General features: G+C 62.8%; 22 protein-coding genes. 13 read left to right on the forward strand and 9 right to left on the reverse strand.

Going from position 1 to position 20699, the window contains the following annotated elements:
* Positions 1–5: 5 nt before the first annotated feature.
* Both argC and speB read right to left on the reverse strand, forming a co-directional pair.
* Positions 6–932, reverse strand: coding sequence for an N-acetyl-gamma-glutamyl-phosphate reductase (argC, locus tag EN943_RS06720; protein WP_127412006.1), 927 nt, complete (start codon positions 930–932; stop codon positions 6–8).
* A 30-nt stretch (positions 933–962) separates the two neighbouring features.
* Positions 963–1970, reverse strand: coding sequence for an agmatinase (gene speB, locus EN943_RS06725; protein WP_027038408.1), 1008 nt, complete (start codon positions 1968–1970; stop codon positions 963–965).
* 123 nt (positions 1971–2093) lie between these two features.
* Here speB and EN943_RS06730 point away from each other — a divergent pair, with 123 nt between their 5' ends.
* Together EN943_RS06730 and EN943_RS06735 are read left to right on the forward strand one after the other, a co-directional pair.
* Positions 2094–3302, forward strand: a complete 1209-nt coding sequence (locus EN943_RS06730) for an acyltransferase (protein WP_127412007.1) — start codon at positions 2094–2096, stop codon at positions 3300–3302.
* Between the two features lie 96 nt (positions 3303–3398).
* Positions 3399–4457, forward strand: coding sequence for a glycerophosphodiester phosphodiesterase family protein (locus EN943_RS06735; RefSeq protein WP_127412008.1), 1059 nt, complete (start codon positions 3399–3401; stop codon positions 4455–4457).
* Positions 4458–4509: 52 nt separating this feature from the next.
* On the opposite strand, the gene EN943_RS06740 is transcribed toward EN943_RS06735, so the two are convergent.
* Positions 4510–5397, reverse strand: coding sequence for an aldo/keto reductase family oxidoreductase (locus tag EN943_RS06740; protein ID WP_127412009.1), 888 nt, complete (start codon positions 5395–5397; stop codon positions 4510–4512).
* Between the two features lie 91 nt (positions 5398–5488).
* Between EN943_RS06740 and EN943_RS06745 the strand changes: the two genes are divergently transcribed.
* Positions 5489–6388, forward strand: coding sequence for a LysR family transcriptional regulator (locus tag EN943_RS06745; protein ID WP_127412010.1), 900 nt, complete (start codon positions 5489–5491; stop codon positions 6386–6388).
* Between the two features lie 95 nt (positions 6389–6483).
* Here the strand turns inward: EN943_RS06745 and rpsI are convergent, their stop codons facing one another.
* The 3 genes from rpsI to EN943_RS06760 all read right to left on the reverse strand — a co-directional run bounded on the left by rpsI (position 6484) and on the right by EN943_RS06760 (position 8112).
* A complete protein-coding gene (rpsI, locus tag EN943_RS06750; RefSeq protein ID WP_023810272.1) occupies positions 6484–6966 on the reverse strand; it encodes a 30S ribosomal protein S9 in 483 nt (160 codons plus the stop codon).
* A gap of 1 nt (position 6967) precedes the next feature.
* Positions 6968–7432 carry a 50S ribosomal protein L13 gene (gene rplM / locus EN943_RS06755; RefSeq protein WP_013532205.1) on the reverse strand — a complete coding sequence of 155 codons (465 nt, stop codon included), beginning with the start codon at positions 7430–7432 and terminating at the stop codon, positions 6968–6970.
* Positions 7433–7647: 215 nt separating this feature from the next.
* A complete protein-coding gene (locus EN943_RS06760; RefSeq protein WP_127412011.1) occupies positions 7648–8112 on the reverse strand; it encodes a PaaI family thioesterase in 465 nt (154 codons plus the stop codon).
* A gap of 150 nt (positions 8113–8262) precedes the next feature.
* Here EN943_RS06760 and EN943_RS06765 point away from each other — a divergent pair, with 150 nt between their 5' ends.
* The 7 genes from EN943_RS06765 (at position 8263) to EN943_RS06795 (ending at position 13424) form a co-directional block, all read left to right on the forward strand.
* Positions 8263–9084 carry an enoyl-CoA hydratase gene (locus EN943_RS06765; protein ID WP_127412012.1) on the forward strand — a complete coding sequence of 274 codons (822 nt, stop codon included), beginning with the start codon at positions 8263–8265 and terminating at the stop codon, positions 9082–9084.
* 2 nt (positions 9085–9086) lie between these two features.
* The gene (locus EN943_RS06770) at positions 9087–9509 is read left to right on the forward strand and encodes a VOC family protein (RefSeq protein ID WP_127412013.1); all 423 of its coding nucleotides are present in this window, start codon (positions 9087–9089) and stop codon (positions 9507–9509) included.
* Positions 9509–10291 carry an AAA family ATPase gene (locus EN943_RS06775; protein ID WP_127412014.1) on the forward strand — a complete coding sequence of 261 codons (783 nt, stop codon included), beginning with the start codon at positions 9509–9511 and terminating at the stop codon, positions 10289–10291. Before EN943_RS06770 ends, EN943_RS06775 begins: the two co-directional genes overlap by 1 nt.
* A complete protein-coding gene (locus EN943_RS06780) occupies positions 10288–11052 on the forward strand; it encodes a GNAT family N-acetyltransferase (protein ID WP_127412015.1) in 765 nt (254 codons plus the stop codon). Before EN943_RS06775 ends, EN943_RS06780 begins: the two co-directional genes overlap by 4 nt.
* Positions 11039–11560, forward strand: a complete 522-nt coding sequence (locus EN943_RS06785; protein ID WP_127269926.1) for a CoA-binding protein — start codon at positions 11039–11041, stop codon at positions 11558–11560. The genes EN943_RS06780 and EN943_RS06785 overlap by 14 nt, the downstream gene beginning before the upstream one ends.
* A gap of 226 nt (positions 11561–11786) precedes the next feature.
* Positions 11787–13067 (forward strand): O-acetylhomoserine aminocarboxypropyltransferase, encoded by a 1281-nt coding sequence (locus tag EN943_RS06790; protein WP_024504598.1) that lies wholly within the window; start codon positions 11787–11789, stop codon positions 13065–13067.
* A gap of 6 nt (positions 13068–13073) precedes the next feature.
* Entirely contained in the window at positions 13074–13424 is a 351-nt protein-coding gene (locus tag EN943_RS06795) for a cupin domain-containing protein (protein WP_127412016.1), read from the forward strand.
* 72 nt (positions 13425–13496) lie between these two features.
* Here the strand turns inward: EN943_RS06795 and EN943_RS06800 are convergent, their stop codons facing one another.
* Positions 13497–14747, reverse strand: a complete 1251-nt coding sequence (locus EN943_RS06800) for a cytochrome P450 (RefSeq protein ID WP_127412017.1) — start codon at positions 14745–14747, stop codon at positions 13497–13499.
* Positions 14748–14850: 103 nt separating this feature from the next.
* Here EN943_RS06800 and EN943_RS06805 point away from each other — a divergent pair, with 103 nt between their 5' ends.
* Positions 14851–15954, forward strand: coding sequence for an FAD-dependent oxidoreductase (locus EN943_RS06805; protein ID WP_127412018.1), 1104 nt, complete (start codon positions 14851–14853; stop codon positions 15952–15954).
* A 26-nt stretch (positions 15955–15980) separates the two neighbouring features.
* On the opposite strand, the gene EN943_RS06810 is transcribed toward EN943_RS06805, so the two are convergent.
* Both EN943_RS06810 and EN943_RS06815 read right to left on the reverse strand, forming a co-directional pair.
* A complete protein-coding gene (locus EN943_RS06810; RefSeq protein WP_127412019.1) occupies positions 15981–17360 on the reverse strand; it encodes a pyridoxal-dependent decarboxylase in 1380 nt (459 codons plus the stop codon).
* A 49-nt stretch (positions 17361–17409) separates the two neighbouring features.
* Positions 17410–18000, reverse strand: coding sequence for a hypothetical protein (locus EN943_RS06815; RefSeq protein ID WP_127412020.1), 591 nt, complete (start codon positions 17998–18000; stop codon positions 17410–17412).
* A gap of 330 nt (positions 18001–18330) precedes the next feature.
* On the opposite strand from EN943_RS06815, the gene EN943_RS06820 reads away from it, so the two are divergent.
* Both EN943_RS06820 and clpX read left to right on the forward strand, forming a co-directional pair.
* The gene (locus tag EN943_RS06820; RefSeq protein WP_127412021.1) at positions 18331–18960 is read left to right on the forward strand and encodes an ATP-dependent Clp protease proteolytic subunit; all 630 of its coding nucleotides are present in this window, start codon (positions 18331–18333) and stop codon (positions 18958–18960) included.
* Between the two features lie 297 nt (positions 18961–19257).
* Complete coding sequence (gene clpX / locus EN943_RS06825; RefSeq protein WP_023759839.1) at positions 19258–20532, forward strand: ATP-dependent Clp protease ATP-binding subunit ClpX; 1275 nt, start codon at positions 19258–19260, stop codon at positions 20530–20532.
* The last annotated feature ends 167 nt before the right edge of the window (positions 20533–20699 follow it).

The raw sequence follows: 20699 nt of genomic DNA on the forward strand, positions 1-20699 counted from the left end.
GTCCATCAGAGGCCGAGCATCAGGTCCATGTTCTGGACGGCGGCACCCGAGGCGCCTTTGCCGAGATTGTCGTAGACCGCCAGCAGCAGGGCCTGCGCCCGTTTGTCGTTGGCGAAGACGTAGACCTTCATCCGGTTGGTGCCGTTGTAGATCTCCGGATCGATCTCCGGCATGCGCTCCGAATGCGCATAGGGCGCCACCTCGACCACGCCGCCCTTGATGGCGGCGAAATGGTCGGCAATCGCCGCATGCAGCTCCGCACCGGTCGGCACATGGTCGAGGCCGCCGAGCTGCAACGGCACGACGGTGATCATGCCTTGCGCGAAATTGCCGACCGCCGGCTGCATGATCGGATCATGCGACAGCCTTGCATAGGCCCTCAATTCCGGCACGTGCTTGTGCTGCAGAGTGAGACCGTAGGGCAGGAACTCCGAGGCGTCCTCGCCCTTGGCGACATAGTCCTCGATCATCGGCCGTCCGCCGCCCGAATAGCCCGAAATGCCGTTGACGGTGATCGGGAAATCCGCCGGCAGCAGGCCTGATGTGACCAGCGGCCGCAGCGTGGCGATCGGTCCCTGCGGCCAGCAGCCGGGGTTGGCGACGCGCTTTGCCGAGGCAATCGTCTTTGCCTGTGCCTTGTCCATCTCGGCGAAACCATACGCCCAGCCTTCAGCCACGCGATGCGCGGTCGACGCATCGATAACCTTGGTGGTGTCGTTGGCGATCAGCGAAACACTCTCCTTCGCCGCGTCGTCGGGCAGGCACAGGATCGCAACATCGGCGGCATTGAGGAACTCGGCGCGCGCAGCCGTTTCCTTGCGACGCTCGGCGGGAACCGAGATGATTTCCAGGTCGTCGCGCTCGGCCAGCAGCGCCCGGATCTGCAGGCCGGTGGTGCCGTGTTCGCCGTCGATGAAGATTTTCGGTTTCATGGATCGATCAAATTCCCTGATATTTCAAAACTATATGCCGTGACCATGATTCACTGCGGCGCCATTGTGGTTGCCGTTGTTCAGCTCTTCAAGCCGGGCCTTCCGTTCAGCCAGCAGGCCGAGATATTGCATGGCCACCATCGAGCCGGCGATCGCCGTTATATCGGCGTGATCATAGGCCGGCGCAACCTCTACGACATCGGCGCCGACAATGTCGACCTGGTTGAGCTGGCGCAGCGTCGACAGGATCTTCGCCGAGGACGGTCCGCCGGCAACCGGCGTGCCTGTGCCAGGCGCATAGGCCGGATCGAGGCAGTCGATGTCGAAGGTGAGATAGGTCTTCTTGCCGCCGGTGCGGTCGACAATGGCGTAGGCGATGTCGGACGCCCGCATCTCCTCGATTTCATGGCCATGGAGGATCTTGATGCCGAACGTGTCGGGCGCATGGGTGCGGATGCCGATCTGGATCGAACGGTCGGGATCGATGATGCCTTCCTTGACGGCGCGGCCAACGAAGGATCCGTGGTCGATGCGCTTGCCGTCGTCCGGCCAGGTATCCTGATGGGCGTCGAACTGCACCAAGGCGAGCGGACCATGGACGGCGGCATGCGCCTTGAGCAGCGGCCAGGTGACGAAATGATCGCCGCCGAGCGTCAGCAGGAAGGCGCCGGATTTGAGGATCTTCGCCGCTTCGCGCTCGATCGTGCCGGGTGTCTTCTGGTGATTGCCCGAATCGAGCAGGCAATCGCCATAGTCGACGACTGCGAGATGCTCGAACAGATCGCGTGAAAACGGATACTGCGGGTCGTTGTCGAGGATCGCCGAGGCGCGGCGGATGGCCTGCGGCCCGAAACGAGCGCCTGGCCGGTTGGTGACGGCGGCGTCGAAGGGGATACCCCACACCACCGCATCCGCCCCCTTCACGTCCTTGGTGTATTTGCGCCGCATGAACGACAGCGCGCCGGAATAGGTCGGCTCGAACGCGGCACCCGTTTTGGAACGGGCGGTGAAGGCGTTGTCGATGTTGTTGTTCGCCATTACGGATCCTCGTTTTTCATCGGGTTGCAACAACTACAGAACCGGCACGGAAGATGCCAGTCACAGCTTGGCGAGACGGAATGGCGCTGCCCGAGTGCCACGGCAAGACAGGATTGTATCATCATGACGCAGACCGCGTTTCTCAACCCCACCCGTGCCGCGGCGTCGACCCACACCGGCACGATCGCGGGTGAACGGTTCCTGGTCCTCGATTCGTGGCGCGGCATCTGCGCGCTTCTGGTGGCGCTGTTTCACTTCCCGACCGGTTCGACGGTTTCGCAAAGCGCCTTCATCGGTTCGTCCTACCTGTTCGTCGATTTCTTCTTCGTGCTTTCCGGTTTCGTCATCGCCAGCAGCTACGGCGATCGGCTGAACCAGCCGAAACAGGTCGCGCGCTTCGCACTGGTCCGTTTCGGCCGCATCTATCCGCTGCATCTGCTCATGCTTGCCGCCTTTGCCGGCTTCGAGCTGCTGCGGCTGATGCTGCCGCAACTGCATGGAACCGGGGCCGCTCCCTTCACCGGCGGCTTCGACCCTAGGAGTCTGCTTGCCAATCTTCTCCTGCTGCAGGGTGTCGGCTTCGAGGATCAATTGACCTGGAATGCGCCTAGCTGGAGCATTTCGGCCGAGTTCTTCGCCTATCTCCTGTTTGCCGGCGTGGTCTTCGTTGCCGGCGCGCGCGCCTGGATATGGTTCGTCGCTGCCGCCGTCACCGCGCCGCTGTTCCTGCTCGGCTTCTCGACCCATCATATGGATGTGTCCTTCGATTTCGGCTTCATCCGCTGCCTGTACGGCTTCTCGCTCGGCGCCTTGCTGGCCTGGTTTCAGCATGATTCCATTGCAGGGGCGCGACAGGCTCTCGCCAGGGGCGGCCCGCGGATGGCTTGGACCCTTGCCGAGATCGTCATGGTGGCCGTCATCGTGCTTTTCGTCTCGCTGGCGGGCGACAATGATTTCGGCATCGCGGCCCCCTTGGTGTTCGCCCTGGCGCTGTTTCTGTTCGCCCATGAGGGCGGCTGGATCAGCGCCTTGCTGAGAGCGCCGTTCATGCTGACCCTCGGCGCGCTGTCCTACTCGATCTACATGGTCCACATTTTCGTCCAGGCGCGCCTGATCAACGTCGCCGGGCTCGTCGAGCGCAAGCTTGGCCTCGGCCTGATCGGCGACTTCATGCTGCGCGGCCAGCCTGCCACCGGCTTCGGTGCCGGCTGGACGGGAGCGGTGGCGATCGTTGTCATGCTCGCCGCTACCATTGCCGCCTCCTGGATCACCTGGCGTTTCGTGGAGATGCCGGCCATGGCGTGGTTCCGCAGGCTCTCGAAACGCATCTGAGGCACCCGCTGCGAGTATTCCGCTAGCCGGCTTCGTTCACCCAGATGTCACGGGCATCGCCTATCCGGGTGTCGATCCGGCAAGGAGCGATTCTCGATGCGGACCATCTGGCTGAGCCTTCTGCTTTACACGGCCCTGGCAGCCGCCTCTGGCCAAGCTTTGGCCGGCGAGACCCGCGCCAGACAGATCCTCGACCGCTTTGAGCATGCCAACCAATGGCGCGACCACGTCATGGTGGCCGCGCATCGCGCCGGCAGCATGCAGGCCGGCAAGACGCTCTATGCGGAAAATTCGATCGCCGCTGTCGAAGGCTCGATCGCCATGGGCGCCGAAATCGTCGAGGTCGACATAAGGCGCTCGAAGGACGGCGAGTTCGTCGTCATGCATGACAGCTGGCTCGACCGCAGCACGACCTGCAAGGGCGAGGTGGTCAAATACACGCTGGCCGAACTGAAGACCTGCAGGCTGGTGGTCGAAGGCACCGGTGCGGTGACAGGTGAAACAGTCTCGACGCTGCGCGAGATGCTGATGGCGACCAGGGACAGGATCCTCATCAACCTCGACAACAAGCTCGACGTCGGCGACCTCTCGGGCATGATCGCGGTGGCTCGCGATCTCGGCATGGCCGAGCAGGTCATCGTCAAGGAGAATTTGTGGAACCAGAACCGGATCACCACGGTCAAGGCCGCAATGACCGCTATCGGCGGCGGCTTTCAGTTCATGCCGATCATCGCCGACGACGCGGTGCGTGATGCCGGCTTCGCCGGGACGGTCGACCATGCGTTTTCGCCACGTGCGATCGAACTCATCAACTGGCGGGCAGGCGCCGAGACGCTGACCGGGACCGGCGGGCCGCTGTTCAGCGCGCGCATGCGCGCGGCCGCGGTCAGGGGCAACTGGCACATCTGGGCCGACACCTACGCCATCGCCAACAAACCGGGTGGCTTCCTGGCCGGCGGCCGCGGTGACGAACTGGCCGTGCAGGCCAGCCTGCCACGCGAAAGCTGGGGTTTCTGGGCCGATCGCGGCGCCACCATCATCCAGACCGACGAGCCGAAGGCGGCCATCGGCTGGCTGGCGGCGAATGGTTTTCGTGTGCCCTATGCGGACGAGGCGCGGCCGACTGAGCCGGCGAATACGGCGGGCATCAATTAAGCGGGGTGGCCTAAGCTGCCAATCTTCCCCACGAGGGGGAGATTGGCTAGCTTCAAGCCGCCAGCGCCACGCCGTCCAGTTCGCTGAGCGCATCCTGGGGCAATTCGAGTTCAGCCGCCGCTAGATTCTCCCGCAAATGCCCCACCGACGACGTGCCGGGGATCAGCAGGATATTGGGCGCGCGGCGCAGCAGCCAGGCGAGCGCGACCTGCATCGGTGTGGCGCCGAGGCGCGCCGCGACGTCCGACAGGGTGGAGGATTGCAGCGGATTGAAGCCGCCAAGCGGGAAGAACGGCACATAGGCGATGCCGTCGCGGGCAAGGTCGTCGATCAGGGCGTCGTCACCGCGATGCGCCAGATTGTACTGGTTCTGCACGCAGACGATCTCGGTGATCCGACGTCCTTGCGCAATCTGCTTCGGCGTCACGTTGCTCAGCCCGATATGTCTGACCAGGCCTTTCTGTTGAAGCCCGGCCAGCACGGTGAGCGGCGCTTCGATCGACCCTTCGGCTGGACCATGGGTATTGAACATGATGCGCAAATTGACCACATCAAGCACGTCGAGCCCGAGATTGCTTAGATTGTCGTGCACCGCCTGGGTCAGCTCTTCCGCGGAAAAGGCCGGCAGCCACGATCCATCCGCGCCGCGCCGGGCGCCGATCTTGGTGACGATGACGAGATCGTCAGGGTAGGGCGCCAGCGCTTCGCGGATCAAAAGATTGGTGACGTGCGGGCCATAGAAGTCGCTGGTGTCGATGTGGTCGACGCCTTGCGTCACTGCCTCGCGCAGCACGGCCAGTGCCGCGTCATGGTCCTTGGGCGGCCCGAACACGCCGGGTCCGGCGAGTTGCATGGCACCGTAGCCGAGCCGCTTCACGGTGCGGCTGCCAAGCTTGAAGATGGCGGGGGCGAAGGTGCCGGATTGTTGGATGTTGGACATGATTGATCTCCTTTGAGGAGGCAGAGATAGGCGCTGCCCAACCTCGTGATAATCCGGTACAATCCACACAGGCCGTGCGGAATGGCGAACAATGATGGACCTCAGCGATCTGAACGCTTTCGTGGCAGTGGCGCGCGCCGGCGGTTTTCGCGATGGGGCGCGTGCCAGCGGCGGCAGCGCCTCCGGCTTGAGTGAGGCGGTGCGTCGCCTGGAAGCGCAGCTCGGTGTCAGGCTGTTCAACCGCACGACGCGCAGCGTTGTTCCGACCGAGGCGGGCCTCAGCCTGCTGGAGCGGCTCGGCCCGGCGCTGTCGGAGGTGGAGGCGGCGCTGGATGTGGTGAACGGCTTTCGCGACAGGCCGGCTGGCTCGTTGCGTCTCAATGTGCCGGTTAGTGCCGCGCGGTTGATCTTGCCGGACATCGTGCCGGGTTTCCTCGCCGCCTATCCCGGTATCCGGCTGGAGGTGATCGCCGATGAGAACTTCGTCGACGTGCTGGCGGCCGGCTGCGACGCCGGCATCCGCTATGACGAGCGGCTGGAACAGGACATGATCGCGGTGCCCATCGGACCGCGCGTGCAGCATTTCGCCACCGCCGCCAGCCCTGCCTATCTTGCTCGCCATGGCCGGCCGCAACACCCGAGCGACCTGCTTGGTCACTCTTGCGTGCGCGGCCGGTTTGCCAGCGGTGCGATGCTGCCTTGGGAATTCGAGCGCGACGGCGAGGTGGTCCGAATCGATTCGACGGGGCCTCTGATCGTGCGGATCGGCGGGGCGACCGATCTTGCCGTCGACGCGGCCATTGCCGGCACCGGCATCATCGGCCTCTTCGAGGGCTGGCTTCGCCCTTACTTCGACAGCGGCGCGCTTGAGCCCGTGCTCGAACCGTGGTGGCAAAGTTTCCCCGGACCGTTTCTCTATTATCCCGGCCGGCGCCTGGTTCCGGCCCCGCTGCGGGCGTTCATCGATTTCATCAGGGCTGGCAAACCCTGACGTGGCGCCAGGCATGAATTGCGCCGGCGCCATCACCCCAAAACAAAAAAGCCGCCCGGGGGCGGCCTTTTCGATTGTCTGAAGCTGCGAAGTGCTTAGCGCTTCGAGAACTGGAACGAACGACGGGCCTTCGCCTTGCCGTACTTTTTGCGCTCGACGACGCGGCTGTCGCGAGTCAGGAAGCCGCCCTTCTTGAGCACGGCGCGCAGCGTCGGCTCGTAGTAGGTCAGCGCCTTGGAGATGCCGTGGCGCACGGCGCCCGCCTGGCCGGAGAGACCGCCGCCGACAACGGTCGCGACGATGTCGTACTGGCCGGCGCGGTTGGAGGCGATGATCGGCTGGTTGAGGATCATCTGCAGGACCGGACGCGCGAAATAGGTCGCGAATTCCTTGTCGTTGACGATGATCTTGCCGGAACCCGGCTTCACCCAGACGCGCGCAATGGCGTTCTTGCGCTTGCCGGTGGCATAGGCGCGGCCCGACTTGTCGAGCTTCTGGACGTGGACGGGTGCCGCCGGCTGGGTATTGGTGTTGCCGGTGGCGGCGCCCAGTTCTGCGAGCGAGGAAAGCTCAGCCATCTTATGCGACCTTCTTGTTCTTGGCGTTCAGCTTGGCCACGTCGAGCACGACGGGCTGCTGGGCGACATGCGGATGCTCGGCGCCTGCATAGACGCGCAGGTTCTTCATCTGGCGACGGCCGAGCGGGCCACGCGGGACCATGCGCTCAACGGCCTTCTCAACGACACGCTCGGGGAAACGACCCTCGAGCAACTGGCGCGCGGTGCGCTCCTTGATGCCGCCTGGGTGGCCGGTGTGCCAGTAATAGACCTTGTCGGTGAACTTCTTGCCGGTGAACACCACCTTGTCGGCATTGATGACGATGACGTTGTCGCCGTCGTCGACATGCGGGGTGAACGTCGGCTTGTGCTTGCCGCGAAGATGATTGGCGATGACAGTGGCCAGACGACCGACGACGAGACCTTCGGCGTCGATCAGGATCCACTTCTTCACCACATCCGCAGGCTTCTGCGAAAAGGTTGTCATGTTTTCTGCTTTCGGTTCGGACCTTCACGGGGAAGGCGTTTCTTGTTGCTTGGATTGGCGAAAAGCGCTTGCCCGCCGCCAATAACAAAACGGCGGCCTTTGCGGGCCGCTGCTTCGTGAGGGGCTTATAGGCGAGGGTGGTTGCCGCGTCAAGGCGAGTGAAAAGGCTTGCAGCAGCTAAAACATAAGAAAACCAATGACTTGGCCAAAAGGTATTATTTTACCACATCGCCGCTCCGCTTCGGCGGGATCGAATAGGTGCCGGTGGCGTGCGCCACCGTATGTCCTTCCGGGCCGGCAACCATGTCGATGTCGAACACCATCAGGCTCTTTCCCAGCTTCAGGATGCGGCAATGGCCGTCGATCGGTCCGGCCGCGGCCTTGCGCACGAAATTGATGTCGAGGTTGACGGTAACGGAAAGCGCATCCGGCCCGGCATGGCTGAGCACGCAGACGTATCCGCCAATGTCGGCCAGCGTGAACAGCGACGGGCCGGATACGGTGCCGCCGGGACGCAAATGCCGCTCGCCGGCATTGAGCCGCACGGTGCAGCCGCCAGGGAACACGTCGATGGCTTCGAAATATTTGAACTGCTCGTTGAGCTGCGGATAGACGGTCTCCATCAGCGCATTGACTTGTTGCGCGGTCAGCACCGGCTTCAAATTGGTTTGGGCGGGCATGTCGGTCTCTCGTTTTGGCCTACCTGTATGGGCGCGGCGCGGCATTTCTGACAACCTTCGTCCCCTGGCGCAAGCGATCGGTGTTGGACGAAACCTGATCCGGTATTAGATACTCTGGCAGCCCCAGGCGGAATCGCGGAGACCTTATCCATGGCCGAAATCCTTGCCATCAAGCCTGTCGCCGTTGAGGGTCCGGTTGTCGCACAACTGGACAAAGGCGTGCTGCGCCTCACACTCGCCAATCCGCCCGCCAACGCGCTGTCGCTGGCGGTGATGGCGGCGCTGACGGCCGAACTCGAGCGCGCCAAGGCCGACAAGGCCGTTCGCGTCATCGTTTTGTCGGCGGCCGGCAAAGTGTTCTGCGCCGGCCACGATCTCAAGGAAATGACGGCGCGCCGCACTGACGCCGATCATGGCAAGGCCTTCTTCGCGGAGACGTTTGCCGCTTGTGCGACGCTGATGCAGGCGATCGTGCGTCATCCCGTGCCTGTCATCGCGGAAGTCGACGGCCTGGCCACCGCCGCCGGACTGCAGCTGGTCGCCAGCTGCGACCTGGCGATCGCTTCGCATGAGGCGACCTTCTGCACGCCGGGCGTCAACATCGGCCTGTTCTGTTCGACGCCGATGGTGGCGCTGTCGCGCAACGTTTCGCGCAAGCATGCGATGGAGATGCTGCTGACCGGAGAGACGATCGATGCGGCAACCGCCAAGGAATTCGGCCTGGTCAACCGCGTCGTGCCGCGCGAATACCTGAATCAGATCGTCACCAAATACGCGCAAACCATTGCTTCCAAATCATCTTTGGTGGTCAAGAAGGGCAAGGAGGCGTTTTACGCGCAGGCCGAAATGGGGCTGGCCGACGCCTATGCCTATACCGGCCGCATCATGGTCGAAAACATGCTGGCACGCGACGCGGAGGAAGGCATTGGCGCCTTCATCGGCAAGCGCAAGCCGGAATGGACGGATGAGTAGTCATGGAACCGCGCATCTCCATCATAACGATCGCCACCGACGATCTCGACCGCGCCGTGCGTTTCTATGAGGCGATGGGCCTGGCCCGTCACGCCGGCATCACCGAAGGTGTCGCCTTCTTCCAGATGGGCGGCGTCATTCTCGGCCTGTTCCCGCGTGCCAGCGCCGAAGAGGATTCCGGCATTGCCTTCAGCAAGGCGCCATCGGCGGTCTACCTCGCCTACAACACCCGTTCCGACGCCGAAGTCGACGACGTGCTCGCCAGGGCAGAAAAAGCCGGCGGCCGCATCGTCAAGCCGGCCGGCCGCGCTTTCTGGGGCGGCTGGTACGGCTACTTCGCCGACGCCGACGGGCATGTTTGGGAAGTGGCGCATAATCCGGCTTTTCCGATCGCGGAAGACGGCACGATTTCGCTGCCTGGCTGATGGCCCATCGCAAGCAGCTGACGCGGCTTAAAGCTCCCTATCTGAAGCGCATCCTACTCGCCCCCGAGCGGGTCGAGGATTGGGAAAAATATCCCTGGAACCTGCCGCTGTTTCGCGGGCACGAATTCGAGCTCGAATTCACCACGCCAATCACCATCATCGTCGGCGAGAACGGCACCGGCAAATCGACGCTGCTCGAGGCCATCGGCGCGCTGGCCGGCTACGACGAAGCCGGCGGCGGCAAGGGATATAGGCCGGTCGACCATTCCAGCGCCATCGACAAGAGCGGTGCCGCGCTGGCCAACGCATTTCGCGGCCATTGGCTGCCGAAAGTCACCGCCGGCTGGTTCTTCCGAGCCGAATCCTTCTATTCCGTGGCGCGCTATCTCGATCAGGCGGCGCTGGAAGATCCGTTCAGGCCGCCGCCGCCGGACTTCCTGTCCTGGTCGCATGGCGAGGGCTTTATCCGCTTTTTCGAGGAGCGCTGCCGCAGGCAAGGCATCTACATCCTCGACGAACCTGAGAGCGCGCTGTCTCCGACGCGTCAGATCGAGCTGCTCAAGATGCTGCGGCGCATGGACCAGTCCGGTACGGCGCAGGTGATCATGGCGACGCATTCGCCGCTGCTGATGGCTTGCCCCGGCGCGCGGCTGTTCCGCATCAGCCGCTTCGGGCTCGACCCGACCGATTTCAGCGACACCGATCATTTTCGCATGATGCGCGACTTCTGCACCGATCCGCAGGCCTTCATGGAGGAAGCACTGCGGGAGGATGACGCGTGAGCGCCGGCGACGATGATCTCAATTGGCGCGTCGAGCAGGCGTGCCGCGAAGGCTGGCCGGCGGCGACCGAGACGGTGGTTGATGGCTGGCTTCTACGGCGATCGGGCGGACGGATCCGGCGCACCAATTCGGCCAATCCCTTGCGCGAAAAGCGGGGCGTGCCTGATGCGGTCATCGACGCCGCCGAGTCTTTCTACATCGGCCACGGCCAGATGCCCTTGTTTCGGGTTCCCGACATCGCCGGCGAGCTCGAAACCGCGCTTGACCGTCGCGGCTACCAGCCGGAAGGCGGCACGATCCATCTCCATGCCGGGATCGGCGACCTGGCTGAAGTCCGCGACGATCAGGTCACCGTTTTAAAGGTGCCGGGCGAGGACTGGCTCGCGGCGCGGTTCCGCATGGGAGCCTTTGACGACGCCGAGCGCCGCATTTTTCGCGAGATGACCGGACTGATCGTCGGCGAGCGGGCGTTCGTTTCGTGTGAACGCGACAGCGAAATTGCCGCCTTGGCCTATGGTGTCATCCGCAATGGCCTGCTTGTGGTGGAATCGGTTGAAACCGACGGCCGTTTCAGGCAGCAAGGCCTGGGCCGCAAGACCGTCGGCGGCCTCATCGACTGGGCGCGGCGGGCAGGGGCTCACGCGGCATGCTTGCAGGTGGTGGCCGACAACACGCCGGCTCGCGCACTCTATGCCTCGCTTGGGTTCAGCCGTGAACTTTACCGATACCACTACCGCAGGAAGCCGCATGAACCACGATAGCTACGACAACACCTACATCGCCGGCATCCTCAATTCGGTGAAGACCATCGCCATGGTCGGCGCATCCGCCAATGATGTGCGGCCGAGCTATTTCGTGCTGAAATATCTGCTGGCCAAGGGGTTTTCGGTGTTTCCGATCAATCCTGGCCAGGCCGGCAAGGAGATCCTCGGCCGGATGACCTATGCGAGGCTCGCCGATATTCCAGAGCCGATCGACATGGTGGATGTCTTTCGCGCGCCGGCGGCGGTGCCCGGCATCGTCGACGAGGCGCTGCGGCTCGATCCCTTGCCGAAAGTGATCTGGATGCAGCTTGGCGTGCGCCATGACGAGGCGGCCGCGCGCGCCGAGGCCGCCGGCATCAAGGTGGTGATGAACCGCTGCCCCAAGATCGAATATGGCAAGCTGTCCGGCGAGATCGGCTGGACCGGCGTCAATTCCGGCGTGCTGTCGTCGAAGAAGCCGTTGATGCGGTCGGGATTCCAGAGTTTCGGCGTGCGCCAGAAGTAGTGCACGTCGCTCAAAGGTGCGCGGCGGTTTTGGGATAACGACGCGCAGCAAAAGCAAGGCCTGATGCGCAATGCGCCTTGGACGCAAAATTGTTCCTTAGACCAGCGCATTTTCTCGTCCTTCGGCCGTAGATCGCTGACCGAAGGGTAATTTCTTCTTTGCATTCGCGCTCGTGCTTCGCCAAGAATGCGCGGCGATTTCAAGAGTTTCAAAAGGGAGGTTTTCAGTGACCCGCACGCCAGGTTTCAACACGCTCGCCGTTCATGCCGGCGCCAAGCCCGACCCGGCGACCGGCGCGCGTGCCACGCCGATCTACCAGACGACCTCCTTCGTCTTCGACGATGCCGACCATGCCGCGTCGCTGTTCGGGCTCAAGGCCTTCGGCAACATCTACACCCGCATCATGAATCCGACCCAGGCGGTGCTGGAAGAGCGCATGGCGGCCCTCGAAGGCGGCACGGCGGCACTCGCGGTCGCTTCCGGCCACGCCGCGCAGGTGATCGTGTTCCACAATCTGATGCAGCCGGGCGACAATTTCGTTGCCGCCAACAAGCTTTATGGCGGTTCGATCAACCAGTTCGGCCATGCGTTCAAGAATTATGGCTGGGAGGTGCGCTGGGCCGACACCAACGACATCTCGACCTTCGAGAGCCAGATCGACGACAGGACCAAGGCGATCTTCATCGAGAGCCTCGCCAATCCGGGCGGCACCTTCGTCGATATCGAGAAGATCGGCGACATCGCGCGCAAGCACGGCCTGCCGCTGATCGTCGACAACACGCTGGCTTCGCCCTACCTGATCCGGCCGATCGAGCATGGCGCCGACATCGTCGTCCATTCGCTGACGAAATTTATCGGCGGCCACGGCAATTCGATCGGCGGCGCCATCGTCGATGGCGGCACCTTCGACTGGTCGAAGTCGGGCAAGTACCCGATGCTGTCGGAACCGCGCCCGGAATATGGCGGTCTTGTCCTGCACGAAACCTTCGGCAATTTCGCCTTCGCCATTGCCGCGCGCGTTCTCGGCCTGCGCGACCTCGGTCCGGCGATCTCGCCGTTCAATGCCTTCCTCATCCTGACCGGCCTAGAAACCCTGCCGCTGCGCATGCAGCGCCACTGCGACAATGCCGTCACCGTTGCTGCCTGGTTGTCCAACCATCCCAAGGTCGCATCGGTGAACTATCCCGGCCTGCCCAGCGACAAGAACAACGCGCTGCAGAAGAAGTACTCGCCTCTTGGCGCCGGCGCCGTGTTCACCTTCGCGCTGAAGGGCGGCTATGACGCCGGCGTCAAATTTGTCGAGGCGCTCGAGCTGTTCTCGCACCTCGCCAATGTCGGCGACACCAAGTCGCTGGTCATCCACCCGGCTTCGACCACGCACCGCCAGCTTTCCGACGAGCAGAAGGTCAAGGCCGGCGCAGGACCGGACACGGTGCGGCTTTCGATCGGCATCGAGGACGTCAACGACATCGTCGCCGACCTCGAACAGGCGCTTGCCAAGGTCTGACCGATCATGAGCGAGTCAAAATTCCTTGCCATCGGCGTCGACACTGTCGACGCCGAACAGGGCGCGCCGGCGCCGGATCGCCTGATCTCGGGCGATCCCAAATTCCGCACCTGGAATGTCGAGGAGCGCGACGGCGGCCTCTACGCTGGCATCTGGGAATCGACCCCGGGCAAATGGCGCATCGTCTACGACGAGTGGGAGTTCTGCCACATCCTGTCCGGCGTTTCGGTGATCGCGGAGGACGGTGGGCAGGCGCGCACCGTCAAGACCGGCGACAGTTTTGTGCTGAGGCCCGGCTTCAAAGGCAGCTGGGAAGTCCTTGAAACGACTCGCAAGGAGTATGTGATCAAGCTCTGATACTTCTCGGAAACTGGCTGAGGCAGGCTTCCGGCGCCTTGTCATGGAAGGTCAAGGCAGATCCGCGCTTCATCAAAAGCCGACGGCGAGCTTTTCCAGCCCATGGAAGTGGTAAGTGTCGCGGAAGCTTGGCCGTTCGGCAAGATGCAGCTTCGGGTGCCGTTCGAACAGGGTTTTCAGCGACACCTGCAATTCGAGACGGGCGAGCGGCGCGCCGATGCAGAAATGGATGCCGGCGCCAAAGGATACGTTCTTCTGGTCGGCACGGTCGGGCCGGAAGGCGAGGGGATCGGCAAAGGCGCGTGGGTCATGATTGGCCATGCCCAGCAGCAGCCCGATCGTCTGGCCCGGCTGCACGACGATGCCGGGCGCGACCTCGATCTCCTGATAGGCATAGCGCGCGAACATGTGCAGTGGCGCGTCGAAGCGCAGGCATTCCTCGACCGTTGCCGCGGTCGCCTCGGGCGAACCGAAGAAGCGGCTGACATCGCCACCTTGCATAAGGATCGAGCGGACGGCATTGCCCGTCTGATGCACGGTCGCTTCATGGCCGGCATTGAGCAGCAGGATCGCCGAGGACACCATCTCGTCCTCCGACAACCTCTCACCGTCCTCCTGCGCCGAGATCAGCAGCGACAACAGGTCGTCGCCGGGATTCCGGCGTCGCTCGGTGACGTAGCCACGCAGGAAATCCGCAAATTCGCGGGCGGCGCGGTTGGCCGTCTCTTCGATCGCGCGTGTGCGTCCATGCATGTACATGGCAACCATCTGGTGCGACCAGTCGAGCAGTTGCGGCCCCATTTCGACCGGCACGCCGAGCATTTCGGCAATGATGGTGATCGGCAAGGGCGCCGCGAAAGCAGGCAACAGGTCGACCGTCTTGCCTGGTTCGAAACGGTCGATCAACTCGTTGGCCAAAGTCTCGACACGCGGCCGCAGCCGTTCGACCTGGCGCGAGACGAAGGCGCGGTTGACCAGTGTTCTCAGCCGCGTATGCACCGGCGGCTCCAGTTCCAGCATCGAATTGGCTTCGACGCCGTCGAAGGCCCTGAGATGGCTGCGGTCCTGTCCAATGCCGCGGCTGTCTGGAATGCCGGCCGGGTTCTGCCGGCCGAAACGGCGGTCGCGCAGCAGCCGGTTGACGTCGTCGAAACCGCCAAAGCACCAGAAGTCGAATTCTTCCCAGAAGAATGCATTCGATACGCCATGCAGGAAAGCATAGGCATCATAAGGGTTTTGAAAAAAAGCCGGCTCGTGCGGGTCGAGCCGCAGATGTCGAGTGGCTGGATCAAAGGCCAGGGCGGGAGGCGTCAATTTGCTCATGCCAGATCAATAGCGCGGCTTGCCAGCCTGGTTCCAGACCGTATGTTGGCGCCCGCAATCCAATACGTTGAGCCAGCCGACCGGCTGCGGAAAGTCTGATTTGATGAAGGTGATCGTTGTCGGCGCGGGTATTGCCGGTCTCTCGACGGCATGGTCGCTGGTCAAGGCGGGTCACAGCGTTTCGATCGTCGAACAGGGGCCGATCCCGAACCCGCTGGCCGCGTCGGGCGACCACCACCGCATTATCCGCCGCGCCTACCGCGCGGGGACCGGCTACGGCCGGCTGATCACCGAAGCCTATCAGGCCTGGGACGAGATGTGGGCCGATCTCGGCGAAAGCCACCTCGATCCCAGGGGATTTGTCTGCATTTCGCGCGAGCCGGGCGACGAGGCCGAGGAATATCGCGAGGGCCTGGAAGAAGGCAATTTTCCGTTCGAATTGCTGGAGCCCGATGCAGCGGTGAAACGCTGGCCATTTCTCGAGCCCGGCTCGTTTCGCTACGCCTATTTCTCGACCGAAGGCGGCGCCCTGCATTGCCGCAAGATCGCCTCCGGCCTGGCAAATTGGCTGCGCGCCAACGGCGCCAATGTCTACGAAAATAGCAAGGGCGTCGAAGTCGACGCGGAAGCCGGCCACATCGTGCTCGAAAGCGGCGAGACCATGCAGGCCGACCGCATCGTCGTCGCCGCCGGCGCCTGGGTGCTGAAACTGTTTCCGGAGCTGGACGGAGAGCTGAAGACCTATCGAACCGCACTTGCCTATGTCGAACCGCCGGCCGACCTCAAGGCGGCCTGGCAGGCGGCACCGGTCGTCCTCGATGTCGGCGGCGCGATCGACGGCTATGTGATCCCGCCCTCGGGCGGCGCCGGCATGAAATTTGGGTCCGGGCTGCACAGGGTGCCGACCAGCGACGCCGACTGGAATCGTCAACCGGTGGCGGGCGAGGGCGAGGCGATCCGCAACCTGTTTTCGCCGCCGATCGCCCGCATCGCGGAGTATCGGGTGACCGAGGTCGTCACCTGCGCCTACACTTTCACATCAGACGAAAAATTCATGGCGCATGAAAAGGGCAAATGCCTTGTTGTCTCGGCATGCTCCGGCCACGGCTACAAGTTCGGCGCAGCGGTTGGCAGGCGTGTTGCCGCTGCCGTCGGCGACGGGGATATCGCCGGCTTGAAGGCATGGCTGCGGGCGGAGGTCGCCTAGCCGCACGAGGCCAAATCCGCGGCGGCTCAATGATTGAGTTCGTCTGCGGCGGCAATGACTTCGGACACAATCGCCCGTACGTCATCCAAGGTCGTCCTGTGATTGACGAAACACGCCCGCAGCGCGAACTGACCGTTGATCGATGCATTCGACAGATACACGCGGCCGCGCGCGATCACGCGGCGCAGGATCGCTTCGTTGTCCTTGGAGCGGTGGCGGAAACAGACCGCGCTTAGCGATACCAGCGCAAGCTGCTCAAGGTCCGGCTGCGAAGCGATTGCCTGTGCCAGCATCTGGGCATGGTGCAGATCGCGCGCGATGGCTTCGCGATAGGCACGGCGTCCGTGATACTGCAGCGACATCCAGAGTTTCAGCGCACGGAAGCGCCGAGACAGTTCGATCGACTCCTCGAAGAAAGCAAATGCTTCCGTGGGGTCTTCGCTCAATATCCGGACATAATCATCGCTGTGCGAGAAAGTCGTGCGCGCGACGTCTGGGTGACGATTGAGCAGGCAGCCGCAATCGAGTGGCTGATATAGCCATTTATGCGCATCGAGCGACAGCGAATCCGCCAGGGAAAGTCCCTGGAACTTTTCCGGGACGGCCAGCGCCGCCAGTCCCCCATAGGCCCCATCGACATGCATCCACAACGCTTCCCTACGGGCGATGTCTGCGATTTCGGGGAGGGGATCGATCGCACCGGAGACGATGGTGCCGGCCGTGGCCACGATGGCGATGGGCATGTTGCCGACGGCGCGGTCGGCGGCAATAGCCGCCTGGAGGGCATCTGTACGCATCCTGAATTTGTCGTCGACAGGGATCAAACGGAGATTTTTTCTGCCGATGCCCAGCAGCGCGACGGCCTTTGGAATGGACATGTGCACTTGCTCGGAAGCATAGATCACGCAGGGCCGCACGCCTGTTTCGTTGGCTGGCAGCTTCGCTTCCCGCGCCATCGCCAGAGCCATGAGGTTCGCCGTCGAGCCGCCGCCACACAGGCTGCCTGTAAATCCGGGGCAACCGACAGCCTCCGCCAACCATTCGACGACGGCGCGTTCGATCGATGTCGCAGCCGGTGCCGAGCGCCACGACGTGACATTCTGATTGAGCACCGCAGCCAGCAGTTCCCCCAGCGCGCCGATCGGTTCGCCGGAGCCGACGACATAACCGAAGAACCTGCCGGTTGAAGGCCGGACATGCTCCGCGATCGACTTGAAATCCTGCAAGACTTCCCGACCGCGGCCGCTCTCCTGCCAAGGCCGCGAGAAGAGTTCCGTCGTCTGTTTGCCGCTTGTCGTAGGATACGTCCGACGTTCCTCGAGGGAGGCCCAATAGCCTTTGGCAAGCGCCAAGGCTTCTTCGGCAAGGTCTGACAATTCCTGATTGGAAATTTCCAGGTCGCGCATGCCCTCAGCCCAACGGAGATCCGCTGCGACGCAGGTTACGCTATGCTCGCTAATCCTGGCAATGCCTGGGAATATGCACTCGCCGCCAGCCTGAAGACCCCTCGCGAACCAGCACGCGGCGCGCGACGGTCTGGTAGAAGGCGGGGACATCGATGACGCGCCTTTGTTCCGGCCGCACCAGCACCTCCTGGGCAATCCTGTCATATTGTGCGGGAATGACGACGCGCCGCGTGCGTTCGGGCTGGATCACCACGGTTTTGGCGACACGTTCGTAGCGCGCCTTGTGCCAGACCTTGCACAGCACCTTGCGGCCGTGGATGACGCGCCATTCCCAGGAATAGCCGCCGCCATCGACCCGGACCGTACGGTAGACGGTGCGGGTGACGGCCGGTACGATCTGGTAGGTTACTTGCGCCGGAACGGTCATCACGACTCGCTCGCGCGTGCCATAGATAGGGGCGATATAGTCGACCTGCTGACCGGGCGGACTGATCATCACGTCTTCATAGACCGTGTCGTAGACGGCCGGACTGCGGACCGGCTCAAAACATTCGACGGCGCGGCCGCCAGCCGCCGTCTGCGAAATCGTGCCGAGCACGGTCAGCCCGGCAATGGTGAAGCATGCGGTTTTCCCGGGCATGACACTCCCCCTGTTGAACTCTACGCATAAGTTCAACGTTGAATTGTAGAGGAAGCCGTTTCCGAGAAAAGCGATTTCGGCGCATTTCGTTAAGTGACGCGGTTAAGAAACTGCTACCTTGCGGGGCCGGCCATGCGGCTCCGGACCCGCGGAGGCATCCGCCGCCCGCGAATCCTCGGTCAGAAAGCTTGATTCGACTTACCCAGATGGCTAGGAGGGGTCGGCCTTGCACAAGGATGAGCCGGCATCCTATTTACGGAATAACGATCCAGAACCGATTCTGCCGGCATTGCCGGCGCCGGAATCCCACCGCGAGATAAGAGATATCTGATGAAGAACCCCGTCGAAACCTACATGAACCTCGTTCCGATGGTGGTCGAACAGACCAATCGCGGCGAGCGGGCCTACGACATTTTCTCGCGTCTCCTCAAGGAACGCATCATTTTCATCACCGGTCCGGTCGAGGACGGCATGGCGACGCTGGTCTGCGCGCAGCTTTTGTTCCTCGAAGCCGAGAATCCGAAGAAGGAAATCAACCTCTACATCAATTCGCCAGGCGGCGTTGTGACCTCGGGCATGGCGATCTACGACACCATGCAGTTCATCAAGCCGGCCGTGTCGACGCTCTGTATCGGCCAGGCGGCCTCGATGGGCTCGCTGCTCCTGACCGCCGGTCACAAGGATATGCGCTTTGCCACGCCGAACGCCCGCATCATGGTTCACCAGCCTTCCGGCGGCTTCCAGGGCCAGGCATCCGACATCGAGCGCCATGCCCTGGACATCATCAAGCTGAAGCGTCGCCTCAACGAGGTCTATGTCAAGCACACCGGCAAGAGCTATGAAGAGATCGAGAAAACGCTCGACCGCGACCATTTCATGACCGCCGACGAAGCCAGGGATTTCGGCCTCATCGACAAGGTCATTTCGTCGCGCGAGCCGGCTGAAGGCGTCGTGGCATAAGGGCTTATTGGCAGTTGGATGGCGGCATCACGCGCTTTTGGTGTGTCTTGCGGCATTTCGGCCACAATTGGCTGTTCCCTCGGGGGACAGGATTGCCTACGTTAAGGCTATGTTGAGTTTCGGCGGCTTAGCTTTATGCGGGGTTGTCGCGAATCATTGCCACGTTTTCTGATTTGTGTTTCGTACGGAATGCGTTGCGGGAGCCGGGACACACTGGCGGCGGCGGTTTCCCGCGATAGATAGAGTATGCGCCCTTTCAGCCAGACCATCGGCGGGCGGCCATGAAAGGACATGAAAATGAGCAAGGTCGGCAACAACAGCGGCGATTCCAAGAACACGCTTTACTGCTCGTTTTGCGGCAAAAGCCAGCACGAAGTGCGCAAGCTGATCGCCGGTCCGACGGTCTTCATCTGCGACGAGTGCGTCGAACTCTGCATGGACATCATCCGTGAGGAGAACAAGACCTCGATGGTGAAGTCGCGCGAAGGCGTGCCGACACCGCAGGAGATCCTCAAGGTTCTCGACGACTATGTCATCGGCCAGCCTTACGCCAAGCGCGTGCTGTCGGTGGCGGTCCACAACCACTACAAGCGCCTCGCGCATGCCGGCAAGAACAACGATGTCGAGCTGGCGAAGTCCAACATCCTTTTGATCGGCCCGACCGGTTGCGGCAAGACGCTGCTCGCGCAGACGCTGGCCCGCATCATCGACGTGCCCTTCACCATGGCTGACGCGACGACGCTGACCGAAGCCGGTTATGTCGGCGAGGACGTCGAGAACATCATCCTGAAGCTGTTGCAATCGGCCGACTACAATGTCGAGCGGGCCCAGCGCGGCATCGTCTACATCGACGAAATCGACAAGATTTCACGCAAGTCGGACAATCCCTCGATCACCCGTGACGTGTCGGGCGAGGGCGTGCAGCAGGCGCTCCTGAAGATCATGGAAGGCACCGTCGCCTCCGTGCCGCCGCAGGGCGGCAGGAAGCATCCGCAGCAGGAGTTCCTGCAGGTCGATACAGCCAACATCCTGTTCATCTGCGGCGGCGCCTTCGCCGGGCTGGACAAGATCATCTCGGATCGCGGCCGCAAGACGTCGATCGGCTTCGGCGCCATCGTCGCTTCGCCGGAGGATCGCCGCACCGGCGATGTTTTCCGCCTGGTCGAGCCCGAGGATCTGTTGAAGTTCGGTCTTATCCCCGAATTTGTCGGCCGTCTGCCGGTCCTGGCGACGCTGGAAGACCTTGACGAACCGGCGCTGATCCAGATCCTGACCGAGCCGAAGAACGCGCTGGTCAAGCAGTACCAGCGCCTGTTCGAGATGGAGAATGTCGACCTGACCTTCCACGAGAACGCCCTTTCGGCGATCGCCAAGCGCGCCATCGAGCGCAAGACCGGTGCGCGCGGCCTGCGCTCGATCATGGAGGCGATCCTGCTCGACACGATGTTCGAGCTTCCCGCACTCGAAGGCGTGCGCGAAGTGGTGATTTCGGAGGAGGTGGTGACCGGCAGTGCCCGGCCGCTCTACATCTACTCCGAGCAGAAGGAAAAGAAGGGCAATGTCAGCGCCTGACATGAGCCCGCAGCGATACTCTGAAACGGCGCCGCAAGGCGCCGTTTTGCTGTCGCACAGGGGTTTTGCGCGGCATACGGGCTGGGCGTCGCAAATGTGCCACTGGTGGACGGTTTGGAAGTGCGGATTTGGACACGCCCCTTGATCTTTGGGGGTCGTGCATCCAA

Origin of the sequence: Mesorhizobium sp. M7A.F.Ca.US.006.01.1.1, from assembly GCF_003997935.1 — a bacterium.
Classification (GTDB): Bacteria; Pseudomonadota; Alphaproteobacteria; order Rhizobiales; family Rhizobiaceae; genus Mesorhizobium.

Bases quoted from the DNA above. Each gene is read 5' to 3' on its own strand.
- argC (WP_127412006.1), bottom strand. From the start codon at position 932: ATGAAACCGAAAATCTTCATCGACGGCGAACACGGCACCACCGGCCTG.
- speB (WP_027038408.1), bottom strand. From the start codon at position 1,970: ATGGCGAACAACAACATCGACAACGCCTTCACCGCCCGTTCCAAAACG.
- EN943_RS06730 (WP_127412007.1), top strand. From the start codon at position 2,094: ATGACGCAGACCGCGTTTCTCAACCCCACCCGTGCCGCGGCGTCGACC.
- EN943_RS06735 (WP_127412008.1), top strand. From the start codon at position 3,399: ATGCGGACCATCTGGCTGAGCCTTCTGCTTTACACGGCCCTGGCAGCC.
- EN943_RS06740 (WP_127412009.1), bottom strand. From the start codon at position 5,397: ATGTCCAACATCCAACAATCCGGCACCTTCGCCCCCGCCATCTTCAAG.
- EN943_RS06745 (WP_127412010.1), top strand. From the start codon at position 5,489: ATGATGGACCTCAGCGATCTGAACGCTTTCGTGGCAGTGGCGCGCGCC.
- rpsI (WP_023810272.1), bottom strand. From the start codon at position 6,966: ATGGCTGAGCTTTCCTCGCTCGCAGAACTGGGCGCCGCCACCGGCAAC.
- rplM (WP_013532205.1), bottom strand. From the start codon at position 7,432: ATGACAACCTTTTCGCAGAAGCCTGCGGATGTGGTGAAGAAGTGGATC.
- EN943_RS06760 (WP_127412011.1), bottom strand. From the start codon at position 8,112: ATGCCCGCCCAAACCAATTTGAAGCCGGTGCTGACCGCGCAACAAGTC.
- EN943_RS06765 (WP_127412012.1), top strand. From the start codon at position 8,263: ATGGCCGAAATCCTTGCCATCAAGCCTGTCGCCGTTGAGGGTCCGGTT.
- EN943_RS06770 (WP_127412013.1), top strand. From the start codon at position 9,087: ATGGAACCGCGCATCTCCATCATAACGATCGCCACCGACGATCTCGAC.
- EN943_RS06775 (WP_127412014.1), top strand. From the start codon at position 9,509: ATGGCCCATCGCAAGCAGCTGACGCGGCTTAAAGCTCCCTATCTGAAG.
- EN943_RS06785 (WP_127269926.1), top strand. From the start codon at position 11,039: ATGAACCACGATAGCTACGACAACACCTACATCGCCGGCATCCTCAAT.
- EN943_RS06795 (WP_127412016.1), top strand. From the start codon at position 13,074: ATGAGCGAGTCAAAATTCCTTGCCATCGGCGTCGACACTGTCGACGCC.
- EN943_RS06800 (WP_127412017.1), bottom strand. From the start codon at position 14,747: ATGAGCAAATTGACGCCTCCCGCCCTGGCCTTTGATCCAGCCACTCGA.
- EN943_RS06805 (WP_127412018.1), top strand. From the start codon at position 14,851: ATGAAGGTGATCGTTGTCGGCGCGGGTATTGCCGGTCTCTCGACGGCA.
- EN943_RS06810 (WP_127412019.1), bottom strand. From the start codon at position 17,360: ATGCGCGACCTGGAAATTTCCAATCAGGAATTGTCAGACCTTGCCGAA.
- EN943_RS06815 (WP_127412020.1), bottom strand. From the start codon at position 18,000: ATGCCCGGGAAAACCGCATGCTTCACCATTGCCGGGCTGACCGTGCTC.
- EN943_RS06820 (WP_127412021.1), top strand. From the start codon at position 18,331: ATGAAGAACCCCGTCGAAACCTACATGAACCTCGTTCCGATGGTGGTC.
- clpX (WP_023759839.1), top strand. From the start codon at position 19,258: ATGAGCAAGGTCGGCAACAACAGCGGCGATTCCAAGAACACGCTTTAC.